16 protein-coding genes and 4 pseudogenes are annotated in these 23,169 nt (G+C 45.2%); 16 read left to right on the top strand and 4 right to left on the bottom strand.

The features are described 5' to 3' along the window. Window positions 1–164: 164 nt before the first annotated feature. From TZ48_RS18400 to TZ48_RS18390, 4 genes and pseudogenes are all read left to right on the top strand, one after another. Window positions 165–701, top strand: a pseudogene (locus TZ48_RS18400) (DUF3360 family protein); the annotation flags it as partial. A gap of 624 nt (window positions 702–1,325) precedes the next feature. Further along, the gene (locus TZ48_RS18395; RefSeq protein ID WP_162674648.1) at window positions 1,326–2,750 is read left to right on the top strand and encodes a DUF3943 domain-containing protein; all 1,425 of its coding nucleotides are present in this window, start codon (window positions 1,326–1,328) and stop codon (window positions 2,748–2,750) included. 152 nt (window positions 2,751–2,902) lie between these two features. Further along, window positions 2,903–3,115 carry a helix-turn-helix domain-containing protein gene (locus TZ48_RS25405; protein ID WP_239670959.1) on the top strand — a complete coding sequence of 71 codons (213 nt, stop codon included), beginning with the start codon at window positions 2,903–2,905 and terminating at the stop codon, window positions 3,113–3,115. A gap of 17 nt (window positions 3,116–3,132) precedes the next feature. Further along, on the top strand, window positions 3,133–3,864 hold the full coding sequence (locus TZ48_RS18390; RefSeq protein ID WP_239670958.1) for a LysR substrate-binding domain-containing protein: 732 nt from the start codon (window positions 3,133–3,135) through the stop codon (window positions 3,862–3,864). Between the two features lie 230 nt (window positions 3,865–4,094). Here TZ48_RS18390 and TZ48_RS18385 read toward each other — a convergent pair whose 3' ends face one another. Then, the gene (locus tag TZ48_RS18385; protein WP_112480206.1) at window positions 4,095–4,460 is read right to left on the bottom strand and encodes a hypothetical protein; all 366 of its coding nucleotides are present in this window, start codon (window positions 4,458–4,460) and stop codon (window positions 4,095–4,097) included. A 218-nt stretch (window positions 4,461–4,678) separates the two neighbouring features. Between TZ48_RS18385 and TZ48_RS18380 the strand changes: the two genes are divergently transcribed. The 7 genes and pseudogenes from TZ48_RS18380 to TZ48_RS18355 all read left to right on the top strand — a co-directional run bounded on the left by TZ48_RS18380 (window position 4,679) and on the right by TZ48_RS18355 (window position 13,256). Then, a complete protein-coding gene (locus TZ48_RS18380; protein ID WP_112480205.1) occupies window positions 4,679–5,743 on the top strand; it encodes an efflux RND transporter periplasmic adaptor subunit in 1,065 nt (354 codons plus the stop codon). Between the two features lie 19 nt (window positions 5,744–5,762). Further along, window positions 5,763–8,215: pseudogene (locus tag TZ48_RS18375) on the top strand (efflux RND transporter permease subunit). A 17-nt stretch (window positions 8,216–8,232) separates the two neighbouring features. Next, the gene (locus TZ48_RS26475; protein ID WP_420822962.1) at window positions 8,233–8,808 is read left to right on the top strand and encodes an efflux RND transporter permease subunit; all 576 of its coding nucleotides are present in this window, start codon (window positions 8,233–8,235) and stop codon (window positions 8,806–8,808) included. Between the two features lie 231 nt (window positions 8,809–9,039). Next, complete coding sequence (locus TZ48_RS18370; RefSeq protein WP_112480204.1) at window positions 9,040–9,714, top strand: oligogalacturonate-specific porin KdgM family protein; 675 nt, start codon at window positions 9,040–9,042, stop codon at window positions 9,712–9,714. Between the two features lie 197 nt (window positions 9,715–9,911). Next, window positions 9,912–11,106 (top strand): annotated as a pseudogene (gltS, locus tag TZ48_RS18365) (sodium/glutamate symporter). A gap of 54 nt (window positions 11,107–11,160) precedes the next feature. After that, window positions 11,161–11,994, top strand: a complete 834-nt coding sequence (locus tag TZ48_RS18360) for a hypothetical protein (protein ID WP_112480203.1) — start codon at window positions 11,161–11,163, stop codon at window positions 11,992–11,994. Continuing rightward, window positions 11,994–13,256 carry a patatin-like phospholipase family protein gene (locus tag TZ48_RS18355; RefSeq protein ID WP_112480202.1) on the top strand — a complete coding sequence of 421 codons (1,263 nt, stop codon included), beginning with the start codon at window positions 11,994–11,996 and terminating at the stop codon, window positions 13,254–13,256. The genes TZ48_RS18360 and TZ48_RS18355 overlap by 1 nt, the downstream gene beginning before the upstream one ends. Window positions 13,257–13,470: 214 nt before the next feature. Here the strand turns inward: TZ48_RS18355 and gcvP are convergent, their stop codons facing one another. The 3 genes from gcvP to TZ48_RS18340 form a co-directional block, all read right to left on the bottom strand. Further along, on the bottom strand, window positions 13,471–16,335 hold the full coding sequence (gene gcvP / locus TZ48_RS18350; protein WP_112480201.1) for an aminomethyl-transferring glycine dehydrogenase: 2,865 nt from the start codon (window positions 16,333–16,335) through the stop codon (window positions 13,471–13,473). Window positions 16,336–16,419: 84 nt separating this feature from the next. Further along, on the bottom strand, window positions 16,420–16,800 hold the full coding sequence (gene gcvH / locus TZ48_RS18345; protein ID WP_042470057.1) for a glycine cleavage system protein GcvH: 381 nt from the start codon (window positions 16,798–16,800) through the stop codon (window positions 16,420–16,422). Window positions 16,801–16,835: 35 nt separating this feature from the next. Further along, complete coding sequence (locus TZ48_RS18340; RefSeq protein WP_112480200.1) at window positions 16,836–18,143, bottom strand: serine hydroxymethyltransferase; 1,308 nt, start codon at window positions 18,141–18,143, stop codon at window positions 16,836–16,838. A gap of 387 nt (window positions 18,144–18,530) precedes the next feature. Here TZ48_RS18340 and TZ48_RS18335 point away from each other — a divergent pair. From TZ48_RS18335 to TZ48_RS25985, 5 genes and pseudogenes are all read left to right on the top strand, one after another. After that, window positions 18,531–19,153 (top strand): annotated as a pseudogene (locus TZ48_RS18335) (helix-turn-helix domain-containing protein). Window positions 19,154–19,538: 385 nt separating this feature from the next. After that, window positions 19,539–20,672: a glycine cleavage system aminomethyltransferase GcvT gene (gene gcvT / locus TZ48_RS18330; protein ID WP_112480199.1), complete on the top strand. Its 1,134-nt coding sequence runs from the start codon at window positions 19,539–19,541 to the stop codon at window positions 20,670–20,672. 218 nt (window positions 20,673–20,890) lie between these two features. Next, a complete protein-coding gene (locus tag TZ48_RS18325) occupies window positions 20,891–21,958 on the top strand; it encodes a S1 family peptidase (protein ID WP_162674647.1) in 1,068 nt (355 codons plus the stop codon). 182 nt (window positions 21,959–22,140) lie between these two features. After that, a complete protein-coding gene (locus tag TZ48_RS25990) occupies window positions 22,141–22,704 on the top strand; it encodes a trypsin-like serine protease (protein WP_112480197.1) in 564 nt (187 codons plus the stop codon). Continuing rightward, window positions 22,683–23,169, top strand: a 487-nt coding sequence (locus TZ48_RS25985) for a trypsin-like serine protease (RefSeq protein WP_162674651.1), incomplete at its 3' end; no start/stop codon positions are given. The genes TZ48_RS25990 and TZ48_RS25985, both read left to right, overlap by 22 nt.

Below are 23,169 nucleotides of genomic sequence, written 5' to 3'. Positions count from 1 at the left end.
TGGTATATGGTACTAGCAACTGTATATCAAGGGTTTCATAACGAAGAATCCGACAGATCTTTGTAGTAGAAAGTAGTTAGAAACTACTCGCTAGACCTTTGTGCAGTAAACCAATAACGTTTGCTGGAACAACACACCATAGAGTGTGAACGAAAGGAATCACAATGAGCAGTACTTTAGAAGCCGTACACGCAGGAACAGAAAACCCCCAAGCCAACCAAGATGAACTCACCTATGAACAACAACATAAACCTAGATCAGAATTTTCATCCCGAGAGCAATATTTAGAACACGAATTGCAAGTCATGGCGCCGAAACGCTGGCGTCCAAATTTACCATTTAAAGACTATCGATTTGAGCTAGAAGACACTATCCCTGCGATGGCGGCGACCATTGGTAAAGTGGTTATGGTGGGGGCTATTGCTGCAACCTTTGCCGGGGCTTTGGGACTCAATGAGGGCTTTGTTTTAGAAAATGTGCGTTATGAATTACTCATAGCCTCTGTATTCATTATTCTTTTCTCTGGCTTTCTACTACCCACCGCTAACCTTGTAGGTACACACGGCCCATTAATCCCTTTAATACCTATTGTTGTCGCTGCTGGTAGGCACCCGATGGCTTTTGGGTTGCTGACTGGCGCTTTAGGTTTATTACTCGCCGTTAGTAAAGGTGGCAGTATGCTGGCAAACCTGACTAGTAAACGCTAACCTTTACGTATTTGGATCTACCAGTCTTGCTATTGACAATCTTTAAGTAAAGGTATGACTTTTCCTTGTTTTAGCTCTTGCTCAAGCTTACTGATGGCCTTGCTCACCGCAGGAGCGAAATACTAAGTTCTGTGTTGGCTTTGGCAAAATTGCCAAGTTTCGCTACTTGAATAAAGATAGGAAGTTGCGTCGGTAGTGATTTCATTGACCAGTGGTTATTTACAGAGCAATTGAAGTGAAGCTAAAGGTTATGCCTGAATTCGTCAATACTGTATTGAACCGCACTACATGGCTGATAAATAAGTGTTGCAACGTGGCTCTGTTTTTTAAGTTATTGATAGGGTTAGTCTACTCATCAAAAAGCTAAACTCGCAAAGCTCTAATCCCTTCATACAATAAGCCAGATGTTCACTTCCGGCAATCTTAGTGTTCTGATACATCAATTTTGAATTTCTGATAAACGTTCATTTGTTTCTGCAACGAATTTACACTCCTTCTAAACAAAATATCTCGTTTCATAGACTGAGAAACGCTAGATGACGAAATTTAAGGAATGCAAATTTCATAACTCGCAAAGGATGGGCATAAATTTAATATATCAGAAGCAGAAATATCAAAATGAATATCCTAATCAGACCCGTGCTCGCCGCATCCGTGATGCTAAGTGCTCCTGTTTTATCTGACTCATTATCACTAGATATCGACCAACAGCAATTTGAAATGGTAGAACACTGGGAAGCATCCCTTACCGAGTTTTCAGAGATATCTCAGCCTCAGAGTTCAGATTTTACTATCAGATCCCATCCAGATAAGTCCAATACAGCATGGGAAGAGCTTACAGACACCAACCACGTTTACAGTAACCCTTATCGTGTGTCTCTATTCTCTCCGCAAAATGGTGAAGATAGCGCTAGGCTATGGTCGCAAACAAAGTCAATTGCTGCGTATGGTGTTGGTGTCGCTGGTGCTTTGGCTTTGATGCCGGAATCCATTACCAACTGGGAAAAGGGTGGGGACGATCTGTTTGGTAAGTGGGTTGATAATGTTAGCAGTGGCCCAACTTGGGACCGTGACGACTGGTTAATCAATTATATTGGTCACCCTTATTTTGGAGGGGTGTATTATCAAGCTGCTCGCAAATCTGGCTATCGTCAGTGGGACTCATTTGTATACTCCGCAATGATGTCAACTTTCTATTGGGAGTATGGCATTGAGGCCTTCGCGGAGGTTCCTTCCATTCAAGATCTTTTTGTTACGCCTATCCTTGGCTGGGTATATGGAGAGTGGGCCTACAATAAAGAGCAGGAAATCCGACTGACAGGCGGCAGTGTTTGGGGGTCAAAGTCACTGGGAAATATATCTTTGTTCTTGCTTGACCCTGTTGATAGCCTTGGGAGCGGTGTTAACCATTTGGCGGGAAGAGAGATTGTAAAAGCAGGTACTGGATTTGTTGGGGTACAAAACGTCAACACGCCGAATGGTGGTTCTGAGCGTCAATTTAGGTTTGAGGTGCAGTACGCACTCGATACGACTCCTAGCTTCTCGAGAACCAGAAAAAGTTACCACTCGCAAAGCAGCGAAGACCCTGTGACTTATAGCATCGTTGGAGTCTCGGCAGGTGCTAGCTATGTAGTTCCATCTGACTATTGGGAACTAGACTCAGGTACGGGTGCCTCGTTTACTGTAGGCTTGCACTTTAGCCCTGCTCTCTCTGGACACTTAACTTACACTCGAGCGTCTCTAAATGACCGAAATACAATGCGAGCGGTGACGTATGAAAGCTACAGTGCAAATGGCCTTTATTATTTTAATAGTGATTCCAAACTACGCCCGTTTGTTACGGCAGGCGTTGGTGAAAGCATGAAAAATGAGGATAACAAAACCAAACAGTTACAGTTAAATGCTGGTGCAGGATTGCACTATACACTTCATCCAAATTGGGCTCTACAAGCAGAATGGCGCTATGCAGGGCGTCCTTCAGCAAAAGCGAGTGAAACTGTTGCGACAGGCCGATTGGTCTATCGGTTTGGTAAAGGCGAGTAGATGAAGCGCTAGTCTAACGAAGCGTATCAGAATATTTATTTGGTTCTGATGCGGTTTCTTATGGAGTCTCACATCCTAACATGTGTGTTGCTGGCAAAGTTGCCAAGTGATACTTTTATGTTTGACGGGTGGGACTTTAAAAGGCATCAAGGATGAGCAAATCAATTAAAAATCTCGATTTAAATCTGCTGACTCTTTTGAAAGTGGTAGTTGAGACAAGAAACGTCTCTCAAGCAGGTGAAATACTGGGGATTTCCCAAACCAGCGTGAGTCGTGGCATGGCAAAACTGCGTGAGACTTTTGGAGATCAGCTGTTTATTCGAAAGGCGCATGGTGTTGAGCCTCTGAACTTGCAGAAAAATTAGCCGAAGCTGCGGAGAACATGTTGACGCCGTTTAGCGAGGTACTTGAAGCCTACAGCAGCTTCGACCCTGATAATTATGAAGGGACGGTCGTGATTGCCTTTGAGTTGACCTTGCTTGAGATTTTTGGGCGAGGGATATATCAGGCACTAGTTCAAGCGCTACCTAAAGCAAACCTATCTTTAGTATATTGGCAACAAGACACGCTTTCACAAATACTAGACCGAAATATAGACTACATGGTTCACTATGAACCATTTCCAATTCCACAAGACATATATACCCATCACTTATCAGATATTAAGATTAACTTAGTAGCGAGAAAAAACCATCCAGTGCTAAGTAAAACATCAGACTGGGATGTTATCCATAAACTTCCTCTGGTTAAGCTATTCTCGGAAAGTGTCAATCCAAATCAAGACCCTTATACCAATAGTTTGTTCACTTCTAGAGGATACACACCCAATATAGTGCTAAGCACTCACAGTATCTCCATTGCGGTTGATAAGCTTGTTAACTCGGACGCATTTAAGTTCAATAGCAGTTATTTACTTACTCATAATGATGAACTCCAATGTTATCCTCTTCCTCTGATGCCCAAAGAACTGAGGAGTGTCTCAGTTGTAGGTGGTTATTTGCAGGCGAAGCGCGGCTATCCATTAAACCAGTATCTGCATCAAACAATGCAGAGTTTTTTTAATGACGTACTGCAACCAGATATAGCCGAGCAGACTATTGGCATACAGCCTTAGGTGATTCCTTTAACTCACTTGTTACTTTTTATTATTGGTACAGTGCTAAGACCACTAGGTAGCTTTGTGGTTGTTTGTTGATTTATGAAGTAACGAACGCTCGCTTCACTTGGGATTTTCGACTGTCTAATGGAGGGAATTATAACAAGTCGTGTTTAACGACAATGCCAAATAGCAGAAACGCTGAATCACAAAGAAACTCCAGCGCTCCTGTAACACCTAACCTCAACTCAGCTTGCTGAACATCGACAAGCAGTCAGTCGCTTTGTTATCGACGAAAGATCTAGCCCTGCAACTGTCGTATCAAACTCAACCTTGTTTAGCCAGAACACATCCAGCAGTAAATGTATGTCGTTAGACAATAACTCGATATCTCCAGCTCGCAACTTCTCAGGGTCATGTCCCCAACTTTCAGATATATCGAATAGAATTTTCCTCCCAGTGTCTGGCTTAGCGTTGGTTTTGTGCTCATCAATGCTTGTTACTAGAACGATGGTGCATGGTCCATCGCCTATGTCCAACAAACAATAGGGGCGATTATTGAGGCAAATCGATTCTTGATAGTCGTTTTGCCGTAGTGGGTTTTTGTCGCTCATTTATACCTCTCTATAGAAATAAATCTTCATCGATAACCTACTTCGTTACTAAGCGGAAAAGAACGAATAAGAGTTATTCATAATTGGGGAAAGCCAATGTTCAAAAATGAATAACAGCTAAACCTAGAGAGATAGGGCGATTTCTTTAAACTCTCAACCAACAGATAGAGACCATCTATCACATTTTTAATCATCTTTAAGAAATCTTGGAGAGCTCCGTGAATCGCCCAATGTTGTCAGATTACTTTCATACCAAGCCTTTTTTGTTGACAGTTGGACTTTCTGCATCGGTTTTATTAACCGGATGCAAAAGTGAACAAAGCATTGAACAAGTGCCCGTCGTTCGTCCAGCTATTATCGAAACTATTACCCCTCAAGTCGTTGCCGACCTTTATTTCAATGGTGTGGTTCGTTCTTCACACCGTGCAGAGCTTTCATTTCGTAGTGCAGGCCGTTTGGTAGAGCTCATGGTTGAGCAAGGGGATAGCGTTTCAAAAGGGCAGATTATCGCAAAACTTGATCCAGTGGATGCAGAGATTGCTCTACAAGCTGCCAAGAATGAAGCCTCAAACTCACAAACTGAATATAAGCGCGCGTTGCAACTTTATAACGGTAAGCAGGCGATCTCAAAGAGTCAGTTGGATGAGATAAAGCTCCGTTATCAATTAGCGATAAGCAAACTCGAAGAAGCTGAACGTAGACTCGACGAAACTGTGCTTAAAGCGCCATTCGATGGTGTAGTCGGGCGGAAATATGTTGACAATCATACTCTTATTCAAGGCAATGAATCGATTCTTTATATCCATGACTTAGAGCAACTCGAAGTGGTAATCCAGGTTCCAGAGCGAATTATGACCCAGCCAAATAGCCCGAGAAAGGTATTTGCTACCACGTCTCTGTTTCCAAGCAAAACCTTTGACTTAGAGGTGAAGACGTTTGAAACCGAACCGGATCCTGCAGCGAGAACCTATGGTGTCACTTTGGAGTTTAAAAAAGCACAACAAGGTTTACTTCTACCGGGAATGTCAGTGCGCGTTTTGTCGGTGCTCAGCGAACAAGAGGAGGGCATGATCACTGTACCACTTTCAGCTATTTCACCAGATAACTTGGGTAATCAGTACGTTTGGGTTGTAAAGGAAGACAACTCGATTGAGCGTCGAGCAATTGAAACTGGAGGTATGTCAGGGGAGCGCGTGCAAGTGACGTCTCAGCTCAATGCTGGAGAAAGAGTGATTACTGCTGGCACGTTGGCTTATCGCCCGGGCAAGAGGTTCGACCAATGATGAATGAGGTTGCCAACTAATGAGTATCGCCAACGTAACAATCGCTAAACGTACAAGTGTTTGGGTGCTTATTGCGCTTACTTTAATTGGTGGATATATCAGTTATCTCAAGCTAGGCCGCTTTGAGGACCCAGAGTTTGTTATTCGCCAAGCTGTTATCGTGACGCCATACCCGGGAGCAACAGCACAAGAGGTATCAGATGAGGTTACTGATGTAGTAGAGGGTGCACTGCAATCACTTCAAGAGGTAAAAGAGATTACTTCTGTATCGAAGCAAGGCATGTCAGAGGTAACGGTAGAGATAAAAAGGACGTTTTCAAAAAATGAGGCTGAACTGCAACAAGTGTGGGATAAAGTCCGAAGGAAGATAGGTGATTCTGAACGCTCATTACCACCAGGAGCAGGTGCTCCCATTGTCAACGATGACTTCGCCGATGTTTATGCACAGTTCTATGCAGTTACTGGTCGTGGTCATAGCGACAAGCAGTTGCAAGACTATGTAGATTCTTTGCGTCGTGAGCTTGCCTTGGTGCCTGGTGTCTCTAAGACAGCGACTCTGGCAGAGAAGAACGAAGTCGTCTACGTGGAAATATCGAGTGATCGCCTTGCTCAGTTTGGAGTGTCTGCAGAGAAGATATATAGCGTACTCGAGCGTCAAAACTTGGTTTCAACCGCTGGTAGCCTCAATGCCAATACAATGCGTGTTGCGATTACGCCTGTGTCCAGTGTTAATTCATTTAAACAGCTGGAGAACCTTCAAGTGGCGATTGGTGAAAACAACACCATTATGAAGCTTTCTGACATTGCCACAGTGATACGTGGTTATGAAGAGCCTTACTCCGTGCTGATGAGGTATAACGGAAAGCGAGCAATCGGTCTAGGTATATCGAATGTCGCCGGTGGTAATGTTGTCGAAATGGGGGATGCTGTAAAAGCACGAATTGCAGAGTTAGAGAGTCAGCGACCACATGGGATCGAGCTGCATGAAGTGTCGATTCAATCGGACTCAGTTCGAGAGTCAGTTTCCGAGTTTATAAACAATTTGATTGCTGCAGTAGTGATAGTGTTTGTTGTCCTGTTGCTATTTATGGGGGTCCGAACGGGATTAGTTATTGGCTTCGTGCTTGTTCTGACCGTGGCTGGTACGCTGATTGTAATGTTGATAGATGATATCGCCATGCAGCGTATTTCCCTAGGGGCGCTAATCATCGCACTGGGCATGTTGGTTGATAATGCTATTGTCGTGACTGACGGCGTATTAAGCCGCATGCAGAAGAATCCAACAGCAGACCGTAAAAAAATTGTTGATGATATCGTCAACGAAACCAAGTGGCCTTTATTGGGGGGACAATCGTTGGTATATGTGCTTTCAGTGCTATAGGCCTGTCACCATCAAATATGGGTGAGTACGCTGGTTCGTTATTCTGGGTAATTCTCTACTCGATGTTGCTGAGTTGGGTGCTTGCAGTCACTGTCACTCCAATGCTGTGTCATGATTATTTGAAGGTCAATGCCAAGAAAAACTCGAAGCCTGGAAAAATTAGTCAGAACTACAAACGTGTATTGGAACTCGTACTTAATAATCAGAAAAAGAGCTTACTCGTTGTCGTTGGTCTATTTTCCATTGGAGTAGTGACATTTGGTCACGTTCCTCCAGGTTTTATGCCGGAATCTCAGAGGCCGCAATTTGCTATTGATATTCGATTGCCGCAAGGTACCGACATTGAACGTACCCATAGCATATTGCAAAAGATTGAGAAGGATGTGTGGGAGAAATCGAATATTACCAGCACAACAAGCTTCATAGGTTCAGGAGGGCTTCGCTTTATGTTGACGTACTCACCAGAACCTGCAAATGCGAGCTACGCACAGATGCTGGTGGATGTAGATGATTACAGCGTTATAGAAACTTTAATTGAAGAGCTGCAAGTTGAACTTAATGAACGTTATACAGACGCTTCGATCAGTGTTTGGAAATTTATGTTGGGGCCTGGTGGAGGCAAAAAAATAGAAGTGGGCTTCAAAGGGCCAGACAGTGAAGTCCTTAGACAACTTTCTGAGCAAGCCAAAGCGATCATGGAGCAGTCTCCCGCAGTGGTCGCTGTTCAGGATGATTGGCGTCAACAAGTTCCTGTAATTAGGCCTGTGTACTCAGAAGAAAAGTTGCAGACGTTTGGTCTAACGGCAGTCGAATTGAATCAAGCTATCCAACAAACTGTTTCGGGCCGCAATGTTGGTGTTTACCGAGAGGGGAATGATCTTATTCCCATTGTCGTTCGCTCTCCTGGGTCAGAGCGTCATCATGAAAGAGTGATTGAAAACACCAAGGTTCATAGTGGTACAATCGGTCAGTTTGTTCAGGTTGGGCAGTTGATAGATTCCTCCACCGTTGAATGGCAAGATGCCATGCTGCGTCGAATTGATCGAGTTCCAACTATCATGCACAAGCCGACCCCGCTGCTGGTTTTCTGACTTCGGAGGCGCTAGACATGATTCGTACAGATATAGAGAGCATACCTCTGCCGGTAGGCTATGAGCTTGAATGGTTTGGTGAGTACAAACAAGCTAAAGAAGCAGACGAAGGGCTCAAGATATCTGCTCCCTATGGTTTTACGGCGATGATTTTAGCTGTCGTGTTTATGTTTAACGGCATTCGTCAAGCATTGGTAATTTGGTTTACTGTACCTTTAGCCGTATGTGGTGTTGCCGTAGGACTGGTCGTATTCCAGACACCATTTGAATTTATGGCTACATTGGGCTTTTTGAGCCTGATTGGCATGATGGTAAAAAATGCCATAGTGCTTGTCGATCAAGCAGATAAAGAGATATTGGCAGGCACACAACCTTATGAGGCCATTATATCTGCAGCAATGAGTAGAGCGAGGCCCGTGATCCTTGGTGCTGCGACAACAATCCTTGGGGTAGCACCATTACTTGTCGATCCATTCTTCAAAAGTATGGCGGTGACTATTATGTTTGGCCTTCTGTTTGCCACGGCATTAACGTTAATAGTAATTCCACTAAACTATGCGTTATTTTTTAGAATTAAGTCTCCTGTGAGATAGTAATAAAAACTATAGATGAAAGCCTGGGTAATACACCCAGGCTTCTTTTTATATCTGTGGTTTATGGATAGAGTTGATTCTTAAGCCACTACTTAGTGGCATTAAAAAGTCATTGTTCAAAAATGAATAGCTCCTATTCATTCCTCTATAAGTAGGGATGCGTATACTTATCCTCATTGAAGGGAATCAGACAAAACACAAATTCAATATTTACTTAAAAGAGATACACAAATGAAAAAGTCTAAACTAACTATTATTGCCGCTTCTATCGTAATGTCTGCTTCTGCAATTGCATCAGAACGAGTGAATTTTGCGAATCCTTACGAGCTCTATACTGGTGCTTCGGTTGGTTACGGGTCTGATGGTGCGCACCTAGCCGCTCAGTTCGATACCCAAATGTCAAGGAACTGGTCTCTACTGGGTAAGTACACCTCAGAGGATAGCTTTGATAATCACAATATTTCTCTTAGCGCAATCAGCAAGTCAGGCTTAGGATGGACGCTTGCCTATGATTACGACAAGAACTACAAAAATGAGAACTTGAAGGCAAAATCAACTGAGCTGTCAGTACATTACATGTTCGGGAACAACATTGGCTTTGCTTTCTTACCTGAGTTTTCTTTGGGCTCACTAACTCATAATGAAATGTCAAACCGCGCATATTACAGTGACTTAACTTTGAATGCGATTTACAACACATCGTCAGGATTTTGGGCTAGCGTAGCACCAACGTACAGCTACAGTTACAACGATCTAAAAACTAACCAAGGTAATGAAAGCCTTCGTGGTTGGGATGTTAAAGCAAGCTTAGGTTATACATTTATGAACAATCACAGCTTGGCTTATGAATACAAGCGTGAACATGGTGACAACCTATCGCTAATCAAATACTCATTTGGATTCTAATGTTGTTGAGGCCTGATTTTTCAGGCCTCTTTTTCAATTAGCATTCAGGTTAGTTGTTTATTTATGAAAAGTCACAGTGTTAAAAAATACATTTATATTGCTTTCATGTTTTCACTCTATTTAACATTCTATTACGTGATGGCATCTACGTTCTCTTAGTTATTAATTTAAAACACAGAAACACCAAGGTAAACATAATGAATATTATCGAAGTGGATAGCTTCCTTGCGTTCACTCTAGCTATAGTTCTTCTTTTTGTCGGTAAGCTAATGACAAAAAAGTACGAGTTATTAAGAAAATACAGCATACCTGAGCCAGTGATTGGTGGTTTCGCATGTGCTATTGTGGTTGCTGTTATTTATGCCTTTTTTGATACCACTATTAGCTTTGATTTAGGGATGCGTGATGCATTGCTGCTTTATTTCTTTGCTGGTATTGGCCTAAGTGCCAATTTCTCCACGTTGCTAAAAGGTGGTAAGCCACTATTTATTCTTACTGGACTAAGTGTTGTTTATATCGCTATTCAGAACGGTATTGGAGTGAGCGTTGCTACCATGCTTGGCCTAGAGCTGTATTAGGTTTGATGGCAGGCTCTATATCACTCATCGGTGGTGTGGGAACGACGATGCTTGGGCGCCGACCTTCAATGATATGGGGCTGGACAGCGCAGCTGAAGTAGGATTGGCAAGCAATACTCTCGGATTGATCTTTGCCTGTTTGATTGGTGGTCCGATTGCTAACTATCTAATCAAGAAACATCGCCTTCACTCAAAAGGTGATACCCAACTGGATATCGGTATTTGCCACGACCAAACTGTCAAGCTTGATCACTTTGGTTACCTCTACGCGTGGTTGATGCTAAATCTAAGTTTGATCCTTGGTTACTTTATTGATGTTGGACTTAGCAAGATGGGATTGGAGCTGCCAATGTTCGTGGCGTGCCTTGTCGCAGGTATTTTTATTGGTAACTTTAAACTTCTGGTTCTGAAAAAGAAAGTTAGCGAAAACGCGCAGCTAGGTCAGACATTGATTTCTGATATCTGTTTGGGAATGTTCTTGACCATGGCACTGATGGGGCTACAGCTTTGGCAACTACAAAGCACCATGTTGTTCATTGGTACCGTCATGCTATTCCAGGTTGTCGCGTCGATTTTGTTCACTCTCTTCGTTGTATTCCGATTTATGGGCAAAGATTACGAGTCTGCGGTTATCAGCTCCGGCTTTGGTGGAATCACATTGGGCTCAACAGCCACTGCCATTGTTAATATGACGGCAGTAACACAACAGTATGGTGCAGCACATAAGGCATTCATTATTGTACCTTTAGTGTGTGGTTTCTTTATCGATATTGCTAATGCCCTAATTATAAATACGTTTTTACAAGTTTTGTAACGGTCATCGTTAGACCGTTCACGTTTGAAATTAAGATATCAGAAAGGTAATAAAATGAAACCGTTCATCGTTTTGGCGACAGTTTTAATGCTGTCACCAACCAGCTTTGCTCAGGATTCAATGTTCCCAATTTGGGGAGAACAAGCGGCGCAGCGTGGCTATACGCTACCCAAGCCTTATGGTTTGTCGCTCTCTTATATGGACATCAGTAACCCGGTCACTATCGATAATATCAATCTGGTTGGTGGGATTGGCAATATCATTGATATTGACGCGAAACAGGCACAGTTTGAAGGCTCTAATGTCACCCTGCGTGCCGATGTTTGGTTACTACCCTTTATGAATGTGTATGGAGTTCTAGGGTATACACAGGCGCAAAGTACCGCAGACATTGATTCTATTTCCTTAGATGGCCTAGCGAATCCGGTAGAGGATGCTAAATTCACTCTGGATATGAGTGGTATTACTTATGGTGTCGGTACTACGGTGGTAGGAGGTATTAATAACTGGTTTGCACTTCTGGATTTGAATTATACCTATACCGATATTGATGTCATCGATGGCAGTATTAAGACCTTTGTCGCCGCACCCAGAATAGGCCATCGTTGGCAGTATGATAATGGTCGAGAGCTCAGGGTATTTGTGGGTGCCATGTATCAAGATATTCAGCAGCAACTCTCTGGGGATATCAAAGCACTTGGGCTTGATTTGGGTGATTTGAACTTTTTAATCGACGATACACGATTTGAAGTTAGCCAACGCACCGAGCAAAAATGGAATGCACTGGCGGGTTTTCAGTACTCACTCAATCGTGATTGGGATGTATTGGCAGAAGCCGGTTTTGGTCAGCGCAAATCCGTCTTTCTATCTGTGGGGAGGCGCTTTTGATGAAGTTTGGATTTTTAGTCAGATTGGCTCTCGTCACCGGGAGTTGTGCTTTACTCACAGCCTGTGCGCCTAGCTTGCAGCGAAATGCGCTCACACCGGACATCGCACTCTCAAGCGAGGCGATGTTTGATCCCAGTATCCGTACTTGGGGAGATCTAACCCACAGTTATGATGTTGATGGGCAGGGAACATACTTACGTCCCATACAACTGGATAAGAGCCTCTTGAACGATTTGGGTGATAAAACTAGAACTATTGACCATCTGAGTATCTCAGGCGGTGGTGCTGAGGGAGCATATGGTGCAGGTTTACTAAATGGGTTGTCAGACAGTGGGCAGAGACCCGAGTACCGCTTAGTGACAGGCATCAGTACTGGAGCGATCATCGGTTTGCATGCTTTTTTGGGAGAAGATTTTGATCCGGAACTGCGAGAACTGTATACCCAGACAACAGACAAGGACATATACAAAAAGAGAGGCTTATGGGCTCTAACTCATAGCCCATCACTCATTGATACCACGCCGTTTGAAGAGATGGTAAGAGCGTTTATAGACCGAGATATACTGGATAAAGTACGAGAACAACATCTACGGGGAAGACTGTTTCTAGTAAAAACAACCCACTTAGATGCTCAGCGCTCTGTTATCTGGAACATGGGAGAAATCGCCCTACATCAAGGAGATACGGCCGTTAATCTGTTTCAGGATGTCATCATCGCTTCGGCGGCCATACCTGGTGTATTCAATCCAGTGTTAATTTCGGTAAATATTGATGGGGTTGTGTACGACGAGATGCATGTTGATGGCGGTGTAGTGTCCCAAGTGTTTTTTATGCCCAACTATTTTGATGTTTCAGAAGCTGTAGATAATAGACGACAACTGATTGAACAGCTTGAGGTTACAGAAGAAACTCAAATCAATAGTAAAGTATGGGTAATCAGTAACACTCGTTTAGGTGCAAAGTGGAGCGATACAACACCTTCATTTACTAATATTATGGGGCGTTCTATACAAACTATGATCAAGTACCAACGCCGCGACAATATTGCCCAAATCTATCGACAAGCTCAGGAAACGGAGAGCGATTTCCACCATAGCTACCTGCCACATTTAATTCCTAAGGGTCAACCGGATAAACCGTTTAATGCAGGCTATATGCAGTATCTGTATTGCTACGGCTACTTGAGAGGGCTTGATTCTCAGCACTGGGAAGACACGCCACCTGACTATTGGCGGATCCAACAAGAAGCCAAAAGATTCTGAAAAAGCATTATATGCTATTGAGCATATCAACCAGTTTAATTGGGACACACTGCAGTCGGGTTTACATGGCAAGATGATGCAATGTTTAAGTGAGATTGATAGCTGATGATTGCATCGGATTCGTTGTGTATTTGAGACTCTTTGTTTACCCCAAAAACAAAAAAAGCGAACCATTCAGGCTCGCTTTTCAATTTCTAGAAGTTAACCAACTTCATTAATCTTCATAGTTCTCAATCGAAGGACAAGAACAAATCAGATTACGGTCACCGTAAACGTTGTCTACACGGTTAACCGTTGGCCAGTACTTCCATGTTCTCTGATGAGCAGATGGGAAGCAGCCGAGTTCGCGAGAGTATGGGCGGTCCCATTCCTCTTTAGAAAGGTCTACTTGCGTGTGTGGTGCGTTCACTAGTGGGTTGTTGTCTAGTGGCCATACGCCGTCTTTCACTTGAGTCATTTCTTCGCGGATAGCGATCATCGCTTCACAGAAACGGTCTAGCTCTTCCAGATCTTCAGACTCGGTAGGCTCAACCATAAGTGTGCCCGCTACCGGGAACGACATGGTTGGTGCGTGGAAGCCGTAGTCCATTAGACGCTTAGCGATGTCTTCTTCGCTGATGCCTGTTTCTTCTTTCAGTGGACGAATGTCGATAATGCATTCGTGTGCTACGCGGCCGTTGGTGCCACGGTAAAGAACAGGGTAGTGCGGAAGTAGACGCTCCATCACGTAGTTCGCGTTTAGGATAGCGACTTTGGTTGCATCTGTTAGGCCTGCTTCACCCATCATCGCGATGTATGCCCACGAGATTGGTAGGATTGAAGCGCTTCCAAGATCAGCAGCAGACACTGCGTAGTCTTCGCCTTCAACACCGTTCTCGATGTGACCTGGTAGGAATGGCGCTAGGTGTGATTTCACACCGATAGGACCCATACCTGGACCGCCACCACCGTGTGGGATACAGAAGGTTTTGTGTAGGTTAAGGTGCGATACGTCTGAACCGATGAAGCCTGGGTTCGTTAGGCCAACCTGAGCGTTCATGTTTGCACCATCTAGGTAAACCTGCCCGCCAGCTTCATGAACCATTTCGCATACTTCTTTCACATGCTCTTCGTATACGCCGTGCGTAGAAGGGTAGGTGATCATGATGCTTGATAGGTTGTCACGGTGCTTTTCAATTTTCGCTGCTAGGTCATCAGTATCGATGTTGCCGTTGTCGTCACACTTAACGACAACCACTTTCATTGACACCATAGACGCCGTTGCAGGGTTAGTACCGTGCGCAGAGCTTGGGATCAGACACACGTTACGGTGACCTTCGCCACGGCTTTCGTGGTAGCGCTGGATTGCGATTAGGCCAGCGTACTCACCTGATGCGCCTGAGTTAGGCTGAAGTGAGAACTCATCGTAGCCTGTGATTTCGCACAGCTTCTTCTTAAGGTCATCCGCTAGGGCTGTGTAGCCTGCTGCTTGATCAAGTGGTGCGAATGGGTGGATGGAACCAAATTCTGGCCACGTTACCGGGATCATCTCTGCGGCAGCGTTTAGCTTCATAGTGCAGCTGCCAAGCGGGATCATGCCGTGCGTGAGTGAGAAGTCTTTGTTCTCTAGCTGTTTTAGGTAACGCATCATCTGTGTTTCACTGTGGTGAGTGTTAAACACAGGGTGAGTTAGGTATCGAGAGGTACGACGGCAGCTTTCAGGAATCGCTGCAAACTCGTTATCAGCAATTTCTGTATATAGAGTTTCAACGCTTTCTTTTACTTCAAACACAGCAAATAGTACGTTGATGTCTTCGATAGTAGTGGTTTCATCGAAGCTGATACCAATTTGACCTTCTAACTGACGAAGGTTGATGTCAGACGCTAGCGCTTTTTGAACTAGCTTGTCTGTGTTGTCACCAGTGTTAACGGTGATGGTATCGAAGAAGCTGTTATGCGCCAATTCATAGCCAGCTTTCGTTAGTCCAGCCGCTAGAATTGCCGTCATGTGGTGCGTGCGGCGAGCGATAGTCTTAAGACCTTCCTCACCGTGGTATACCGCGTAGAACGCCGCCATGTTAGCTAGCAGCGCCTGCGCAGTACAAATGTTCGATGTCGCTTTCTCGCGGCGGATATGTTGCTCGCGAGTCTGCATTGCCATACGCAGTGCTTGGTTGCCGTTGGTATCGATAGATACACCGATAACACGACCTGGCATAGTACGTTTGTGCTTATCTTTGGTTGCCATGAATGCAGCGTGTGGACCGCCGTAGCCCATTGGTACACCAAAGCGTTGTGCAGAGCCGATAACCACGTCTGCGCCCATCTCACCCGCTGGCTTAAGCAGTGCAGAAGCGAGTAGGTCAGTGGCAACAGTAACAAGCGTCTTGTTTGCTTGAGCCGCAGCGATGATGTCCGTTAGGTCGCGAACTTCACCTGTTGTGCCTGGGTATTGAACGAGCGCGCCAAATACATCTTGCTCTGGCAGAGATTCTAAAGAACCTACCTGAACTTCAAAGCCGATGAACTCAGCACGAGTTTTCACCACTTCCAGTGTTTGCGGATGAACGTCATCTGCTACGAAGAACACCTTGCTCTTGCTCTTACCAGCACGCTTACACAGCGTCATCGCTTCGGCTGCTGCAGTCGCTTCATCAAGCAGAGACGCGTTCGCAATCTCCATGCCCGTTAGGTCCATGACCATTTGCTGGTAGTTCAGCAATGACTCAAGACGACCTTGTGAGATCTCAGGCTGATATGGCGTGTACGCTGTGTACCAACCTGGGTTCTCCAGTACGTTTCGCAGAATCACATTTGGTGTGAAGGTGTTGTAGTAACCCTGACCGATAAATGTGCGTTTTACTTGGTTCAAATCCGCGAACTTTTTCATTTCTACCAGCATGTCCGCTTCGCTCATCGGAGCATCCAGCGTCATCGGTTGTTCTAGGCGGATTTGCGCTGGAACAGTCTCGTCGATAAGCGTGTCTAGGTTTAGAACGTTAATCGCGTCCAGCATTTTCTGTTGGTCAGATTTGTTTGGCCCATTGTGGCGAGCAACAAATTCATTTTGTGTGCTTAGGCTGTTGAGTAATTCAGTCATGGTTCCCTTACCTTCTCAAAGATCTTCTGCGAGACCTTTAAAAAATAAGCTGCCCAACCGCGGGCAGCTTATAGTACGTATTGCTTATTCGTCTTCGATAGACGCTAGGTATTCTTCAGCGCTCTTAAGGTTGTCTAGCTCAGAAGCATCAGACATTTTCACCTTAACAATCCAGCCACCTTCGTAAGACTCTTCGTTGATAAGCTCTGGGCTGTCTTCTAGTTCCTCGTTGATTTCAACGATTTCACCAGTTACTGGCGCGTAGATGTCAGACGCTGCTTTTACAGACTCAACTAGAGAGAAGCTTTCGCCTGCTTCGATTTCGTCTTCTACTTCTGGTAGGTCAACGAATACTACGTCACCTAGCATTTCTTGAGCGTGCTCTGAAATACCGATAGTCACAGTACCGTCGCCGTTGTCGCGTACCCATTCGTGGCTGTCAGAAAACTTCAAAGTGTTGTCCATTGCTTTATCTCCAAAAATTAAGGATGTTTTGTTCTTTAAGTGTAGAGTGGGAAGCGAGCGCACAGCGCCTTCACTTCTTTACGTACGCGTTTCTCGATCTCTGGATTGCCTTCTGGGCTTTCCACTAGGCCGTCTAACACGTCACCAATCCACTCACCAATGAGTTTAAATTCTTCGGTGCCAAAACCACGGGTGGTTCCAGCTGGCGTCCCTAAACGAATACCAGAAGTAATCATAGGTTTTTCTGTGTCGAACGGGATGCCGTTTTTGTTACATGTGATGCCTGCACGCTCTAGGGCTTCTTCCGCTTTATTGCCTTTAAGTCCTTTTGGACGTAGGTCAACCAGCATAAGATGAGTGTCAGTGCCACCAGTCACGATGTCGCAACCGCGAGTTTGCAATACTTCAGAAAGTACTTTTGCGTTCGCGATCACTGAATCGATATACGTTGAAAATTGTGGGCCAAGCGCCTCACCGAACGCGACTGCTTTTGCTGCAATTACGTGCATCAGCGGACCGCCTTGAAGGCCAGGGAATACCGCTGAGTTGATTTTCTTAATGATGTCTTCGTGATTCGTCAGAATCATGCCACCACGAGGGCCACGCAGTGTTTTGTGTGTTGTTGTAGTAACAACGTGTGCGTGCGGTAATGGACTAGGGTGTGCGCCAGTCGCAATCAGACCTGCGATGTGCGCCATGTCGACCATTAGGATCGCGCCAACTTCGTCCGCGATTTCACGGAATTTAGCAAAGTCGATAACGCGTGGAATCGCACTGCCGCCAGCGATGATCATTTTTGGCTTATGTTCAATTGCTAGAGCGCGTACGTCATCATAGTTAATCTCTAGGGTTTCTTTGTCCACACCGTATTGAACGGCGTTAAACCATTTACCAGAAAGCGCAGGGCGAGCGCCGTGTGTAAGGTGACCACCAGCATCAAGAGACATGCCCATGATAGTGTCGCCAGGTTGAAGTAGCGCCAGTTTTACTGCGCCGTTGGCTTGAGCACCAGAGTGCGGTTGAACGTTTGCGTATTCGCACTTAAAAAGAGATTTAGCGCGTTCGATAGCGATAGCTTCGACGGTATCAACGTGCTCACAACCACCGTAGTAACGACGGTTAGGGTAACCTTCTGCGTATTTATTGGTTAGGCAAGTGCCTTGTGCTTGCATAACTGCTTTAGAAACAATGTTTTCAGAAGCAATTAGCTCGATCTGGTCATTCTGGCGAGCGAACTCTGATTGGATTCCGGTGAACACAGCATCGTCTGTCGCAGACAAATTGGTTGAGAAGAAGTTTTCTAGGCTGTGATTTGGATAGCTTTTTGAGTACTGAGCATTCATGGCGGTAAACCTTCCATTGTTCAATCGACGTTTGTGTTTTTCATGGTGTCGATTGCGTCGTGTCTTAGTACTGTAAGAACAGGTAAACTGTTCAAAACAGCGGCGCGAATATGTCCCAATAAGTAGGACGAAAATCATTCAGTAAACGGGCTGTCGAGTAGGGGGTGTCCGTTGGCTCACCAGCGCGCAAGTGCATCTCTTCATCTAACAAGCCGATAACATACCTCTGTCAGCTCAAACAATCAATCAGAAATTTCCTATAGGAAACACGGTTTCCGAAAATGTTACCGAGAGCACGCTTTATTTTTATACTTGGTCTTTAATATAGAAGTCGCTTCATGCAACAATGAATTTGCAAAACAGGAAGTCATGAAAAAGAAGGAACGCATGTCAGAAGACATCTATGATGAGTATCCGTCCCTAACGCTGGCTCGTGAGTCAGTGGACGAAAATATCGAGCCTCTTAAACTGGGTGAACGCATCAAGGACATTCGATCTAAGATGGGACTCACGCTTGAGGAAGCGAGCCAGCGAACAGGGCTTGCGCGCTCGACACTGAGCAAGATTGAAAACGAGCAGATCTCACCAACCTTTCAGGCGATGCAAAAACTGGCATCAGGCCTGCATATAGACATGCCGCAACTCTTTGAACCACCTAAGAAAAAAGTGGCTACAGGTCGCCGTGATTTTACTAAGCGTGGAGAGGGAAAACCCCACCCAACTCCAACCTATGAGCACGAGCTACTGGCAACACAATTATCGAATAAAAAGATGATGCCATTCAAAAGCACGGTGAGAGCTCGCGCTTTTGAAGAATACAGCGATTGGGTAAGGCATGATGGCGAAGAGTTTTTGCTGATTCTGTCGGGTCAAGTGACCTTTTTTTCCGAGTTCTATGAACCGATGTCCATGAATGAAGGGGACAGTGTTTACTACGATGCAAATATGGGCCACATGCTTATCTCAACCAGTGAAGAAGACGCCATATTCTTTGGGTGACGGCGAAATAATCATCAGTTGGTTGAGTTTCTTATAATGAAAGCAAACGTTTGCTTTGTTGTGAATATGCTCTGAAGTAGCGCGGTTTTGACGGTAAACTCGTCGAAATAGCGCTTTTTTATTGACTTTAATTCTGTGAATGGGATGTTAAATGTCACATTTTGCGGTGTTTGTATCTTGTTAAATGAGAAAAATACCCGCATCCTTGTTCACTATAGGAAACATGGTTTCCTGGTGGTGAACTCTTCACCATCAGGTTACTCATTTAATGGATACTGATTGAATCCATCGAGCGTGTGCAAGTCAGTAAACTTGCGCAGATAACGATAGTGAACCACTCACCTTACAACAGGAGCAGGACTCGCTGAAATGTGGTCCAACCCAATGGAGATTACAATGGCTCAAGAACAAGCAACCCAAGATCTATTGAAAACACCTTTGCATGCATTACACGTAAGTGTTGGCGCTAAGATGGTGCCATTTGCTGGCTACGATATGCCAGTTCAATACCCATTGGGTGTTAAGAAGGAGCACCTTCACTGTCGTGATGCTGCTGGATTGTTTGACGTGTCGCACATGGGACAAATTCGTCTGCACGGTGCAAACGCCGCTAAAATCCTCGAAACATTGGTTCCTGTCGATATTATTGACCTACCTGCGGGTAAGCAGCGTTATGCGTTCTTTACTAATGAGCAAGGCGGCATCATGGACGATCTTATGGTGGCAAACCTAGGCGATCATCTGTTTGTTGTCGTCAACGCGGCATGTAAAGAGCAAGATATTGCTCACCTTCAAGCGCACCTTGATGAAGGTGTCGAGATGGAAGTGATCGAAGATCGCGCTCTGCTCGCGCTGCAAGGGCCTAAAGCGGCTGAGGTTTTGGCTCGTATTCAGCCTGACGTGGCTGAGATGCTGTTTATGGACGTTCGTAAATTGGATATCAATGGCGTTGAGTGCATTGTTAGCCGCTCTGGTTATACGGGTGAAGATGGTTACGAAATCTCAGTGCCGTCTGAAAATGCCGAAGCGCTTGCTCAAGCACTAACAGAATATGAAGAAGTAGAGTGGATCGGCCTTGGTGCTCGTGACTCGCTGCGTCTTGAGTGTGGTCTGTGCTTGTACGGTCATGATCTAGACACAACGACTACGCCAGTTGAAGCAAGCCTACTGTGGGGCATTCAGAAAGTACGTCGTCATGACGGCGAGCGCGCAGGTGGCTTCCCTGGTGCAGATATCGTTCTAAACCAAATCGAAACTAAAGATGTGGCTCGCAAGCGTATTGGTCTGATTGGTCAAACTAAAGCGCCAGTGCGCGAAGGTGCGAGGCTGTTTGATACTGACGACAACGAGATTGGTATCGTAACCAGTGGTACAGCCGGTCCAACGGCTGGAAAACCTGTATCTATGGGTTACGTGAAGACTGAGTTTGCGGCAATTGGCACGGAAGTGTTTGCAGAAGTACGCGGTAAGAAGCTTGCTATGACGGTAGAGAAAATGCCGTTTGTGCCTCAACGCTATTACCGAGGTTAATTGAGCTTCAGTGTAGATTGACGGCTAGGTTTAATTTTTTAAATCTGAGAGTCACCCCAAAGCACCACTGTCATCCAGTGGTGCTTTTTTGTATGAATTTTGTCATGCTGTGAGAAGTGCAAAAAAACGTGGTTAATAAGGACGTTACTATTGCATCTAGATATGGAATGCTGCGCTATATGCAGCCTCACGACACACATAACAAGGAGTATCGTTTCGTGTTTCGATGTTTATTTACCCGTAGTGCAATCGTGGCTGCGGTTTTATCGACCAGTTTTTTCTCACTTCAGTCTAACGCAGATTCAATGACGGCTAGTGAAAATAGTACGTCTTTAGCACCTTACATCGTTAATGGAAATGTGGCCGATATCGATGACTATCGTTCATTTGTGTCTTTATTTTCCGATCCCGTTGCCTATACCGATTACTCGCTTGAAGGGCCGCTTTGTGGGGGTACTTTACTCAGTCAAGACTATGTATTGACCGCAGCGCATTGTTTTTACGGAAATGATAATGCCGCTCGCTGGAACCAATTGTTTACTGTTGCGGTAACCAAGCTTCAGAATACCGATAATGCCGCCAGTGCCGAGCGATTACGCGTTGCTGAAATCTATCTCCACCCAGATTACCGAGACGGAGAAGATTATCTTTGGCGCAATGACATTGCGATTTTGAAATTAGAAACGCCAGCCTCACTTGGCGAACCTGTCAGCTACGTTACCCAAAGCGATTATCGCTACCAGCCAGCAAGCTTTGTGGCAGTAGGGCATGGTGATACCCGTTCTCACGAAGATGATTCTACGCAGCTACTTGAGGTGGCACTCAACTATGTTAGCAATAGCCAATGCGATATTTTCGGTTTGAACGGCGTACGCGATGACTATATCTGTTTTTCTGGCCGCTATAGTGACGTAACTCAGTTGAATGGTGGTACTTGCCAAGGAGATTCCGGCGGACCGGTGTACTGGAACGATAACGGACATTTAGTGCAAGTTGGGATCACCAGCTTTGGCCCTTCAAAATGTGGCGACCCTGATCTTCCGGTAACTTCTGTGTTTACCGAAGTGTCACAGCACTACGATTGGATTGAAAGTGTGTTAGCTGAGCGCGAGGAGCCAACTTACCAGCTTACAGAGGAAGAGCGTGTTGAGTTTGGTGAAAAAGTATCACCAAAACCCAACACGTTAGACGAGAATGGTGACGGTGGCGGCGGAAGCTTACCTTGGATCTTCACAGCGTTGCTTGCTTATGTTGGTTGGTCGAGACGAAGGCTGAGCGCTAGTTAGTTTTAACAAGAAATTTTCTTTAGAGATAACGCCGAGCTATTTGCTCGGCGTTGTTGATCATCATTGACTCATTGTTAAGACACACCTAATCGAACCGACGAGATCGTTCGTAACACTCTATACTGAAAGTGAGAGCTAAATCACGTTAACTCCCACAGATTATTCAGAAAAGGAGATTCCGAATGAATCTAAACGTGAAACCATGGTTACTGACAACATTGGTGCTGCCGCTAGGTTTGGTGGCGAGTTTAGTGCAAGCAGAAGTTGATGTTAATTCTGAAGGTGAGATGGCCCCAAAAGTTGATATCGCCCCAATGATTGTGAATGGCACCAACGCTTCGATCTCAGACTTTCCCTCTTTCGTTAGCCTTTTTATAGATTCGTTGGAGTACGACGGACGTTATTCCTCGGGTGCGTACTGTGCGGGTACGCTGCTCGATAGCCGCCATGTGATGACTGCGGGACATTGTCTATCGAGCTTTAATAGTTATGACGAAGGCGCTGTATTGTTTACCAGTGCTGTTGTCGGTCTGGAGAACGAGAACCAATTTCTTAACGCTGAAAAACAGCGTGCTGAAGCGGTGTTCTTCCACCCTAACTTTGAAAACAATATCACTAAACTGCTCCCCAATGACATTGCAATTATTCGTCTAGAGAGCTCTGTGTCGGGGGAAGCTCGGTTTCGCGTGCTACGTCTACAGAGTCGAGTCAATATAGAAGCCGACTGGCCTCATTCGTTGCGTTAGGGCATGGAGATGTAGAGTCGGGAGTAAGCGGCACCAGTATTTTGCAACGTGCAGACCTATTCTGGGTCTCCAACGCGACCTGCGCTAGCAACTTTACCAACGGTAACTTCCTAACAGATAAGCAAATTTGTTTTAGTGGTGCGACTTCTATTGTTAATGGTTTGAAAGCAGGAACATGCCAGGGTGATTCTGGAGGACCAATTTACTGGAATGATAACGGCATGTTCAAGCAGGTAGGGATCACCAGTTTTGGCCCTGCTGAGTGCGGTGATGCGACTTCAGCAGTGACCGCAGCGTACACTGAAATTGCGGATTACGCAGACTGGATTGATAGCGTGCTCAGTGGACAACGAACGCCGACGGTGATTGTCACCGAGCAGGATCGCATTGACTATTTGGACACTAACGGTCGCGTTATTTTTCAGGGTGGAACGGTGAGCTCTGGCGGTGGTGACGGGGGCGGTG

Origin of the sequence: Vibrio variabilis (assembly GCF_003263785.1) — a bacterium.
Classification (GTDB): domain Bacteria; phylum Pseudomonadota; class Gammaproteobacteria; order Enterobacterales; family Vibrionaceae; genus Vibrio; species Vibrio variabilis.
This window is presented reverse-complemented; position numbering and strand designations above follow the sequence as displayed.

Coding starts and splice junctions, on each gene's coding strand:
- TZ48_RS18395 (WP_162674648.1), top strand. CDS start 1,326: ATGAATATCCTAATCAGACCCGTGCTCGCCGCATCCGTGATGCTAAGT.
- TZ48_RS25405 (WP_239670959.1), top strand. CDS start 2,903: ATGAGCAAATCAATTAAAAATCTCGATTTAAATCTGCTGACTCTTTTG.
- TZ48_RS18390 (WP_239670958.1), top strand. CDS start 3,133: ATGTTGACGCCGTTTAGCGAGGTACTTGAAGCCTACAGCAGCTTCGAC.
- TZ48_RS18385 (WP_112480206.1), bottom strand. CDS start 4,460: ATGAGCGACAAAAACCCACTACGGCAAAACGACTATCAAGAATCGATT.
- TZ48_RS26475 (WP_420822962.1), top strand. CDS start 8,233: ATGATTCGTACAGATATAGAGAGCATACCTCTGCCGGTAGGCTATGAG.
- TZ48_RS18370 (WP_112480204.1), top strand. CDS start 9,040: ATGAAAAAGTCTAAACTAACTATTATTGCCGCTTCTATCGTAATGTCT.
- TZ48_RS18360 (WP_112480203.1), top strand. CDS start 11,161: ATGAAACCGTTCATCGTTTTGGCGACAGTTTTAATGCTGTCACCAACC.
- TZ48_RS18355 (WP_112480202.1), top strand. CDS start 11,994: ATGAAGTTTGGATTTTTAGTCAGATTGGCTCTCGTCACCGGGAGTTGT.
- gcvP (WP_112480201.1), bottom strand. CDS start 16,335: ATGACTGAATTACTCAACAGCCTAAGCACACAAAATGAATTTGTTGCT.
- gcvH (WP_042470057.1), bottom strand. CDS start 16,800: ATGGACAACACTTTGAAGTTTTCTGACAGCCACGAATGGGTACGCGAC.
- TZ48_RS18340 (WP_112480200.1), bottom strand. CDS start 18,143: ATGAATGCTCAGTACTCAAAAAGCTATCCAAATCACAGCCTAGAAAAC.
- gcvT (WP_112480199.1), top strand. CDS start 19,539: ATGGCTCAAGAACAAGCAACCCAAGATCTATTGAAAACACCTTTGCAT.
- TZ48_RS25990 (WP_112480197.1), top strand. CDS start 22,141: ATGAATCTAAACGTGAAACCATGGTTACTGACAACATTGGTGCTGCCG.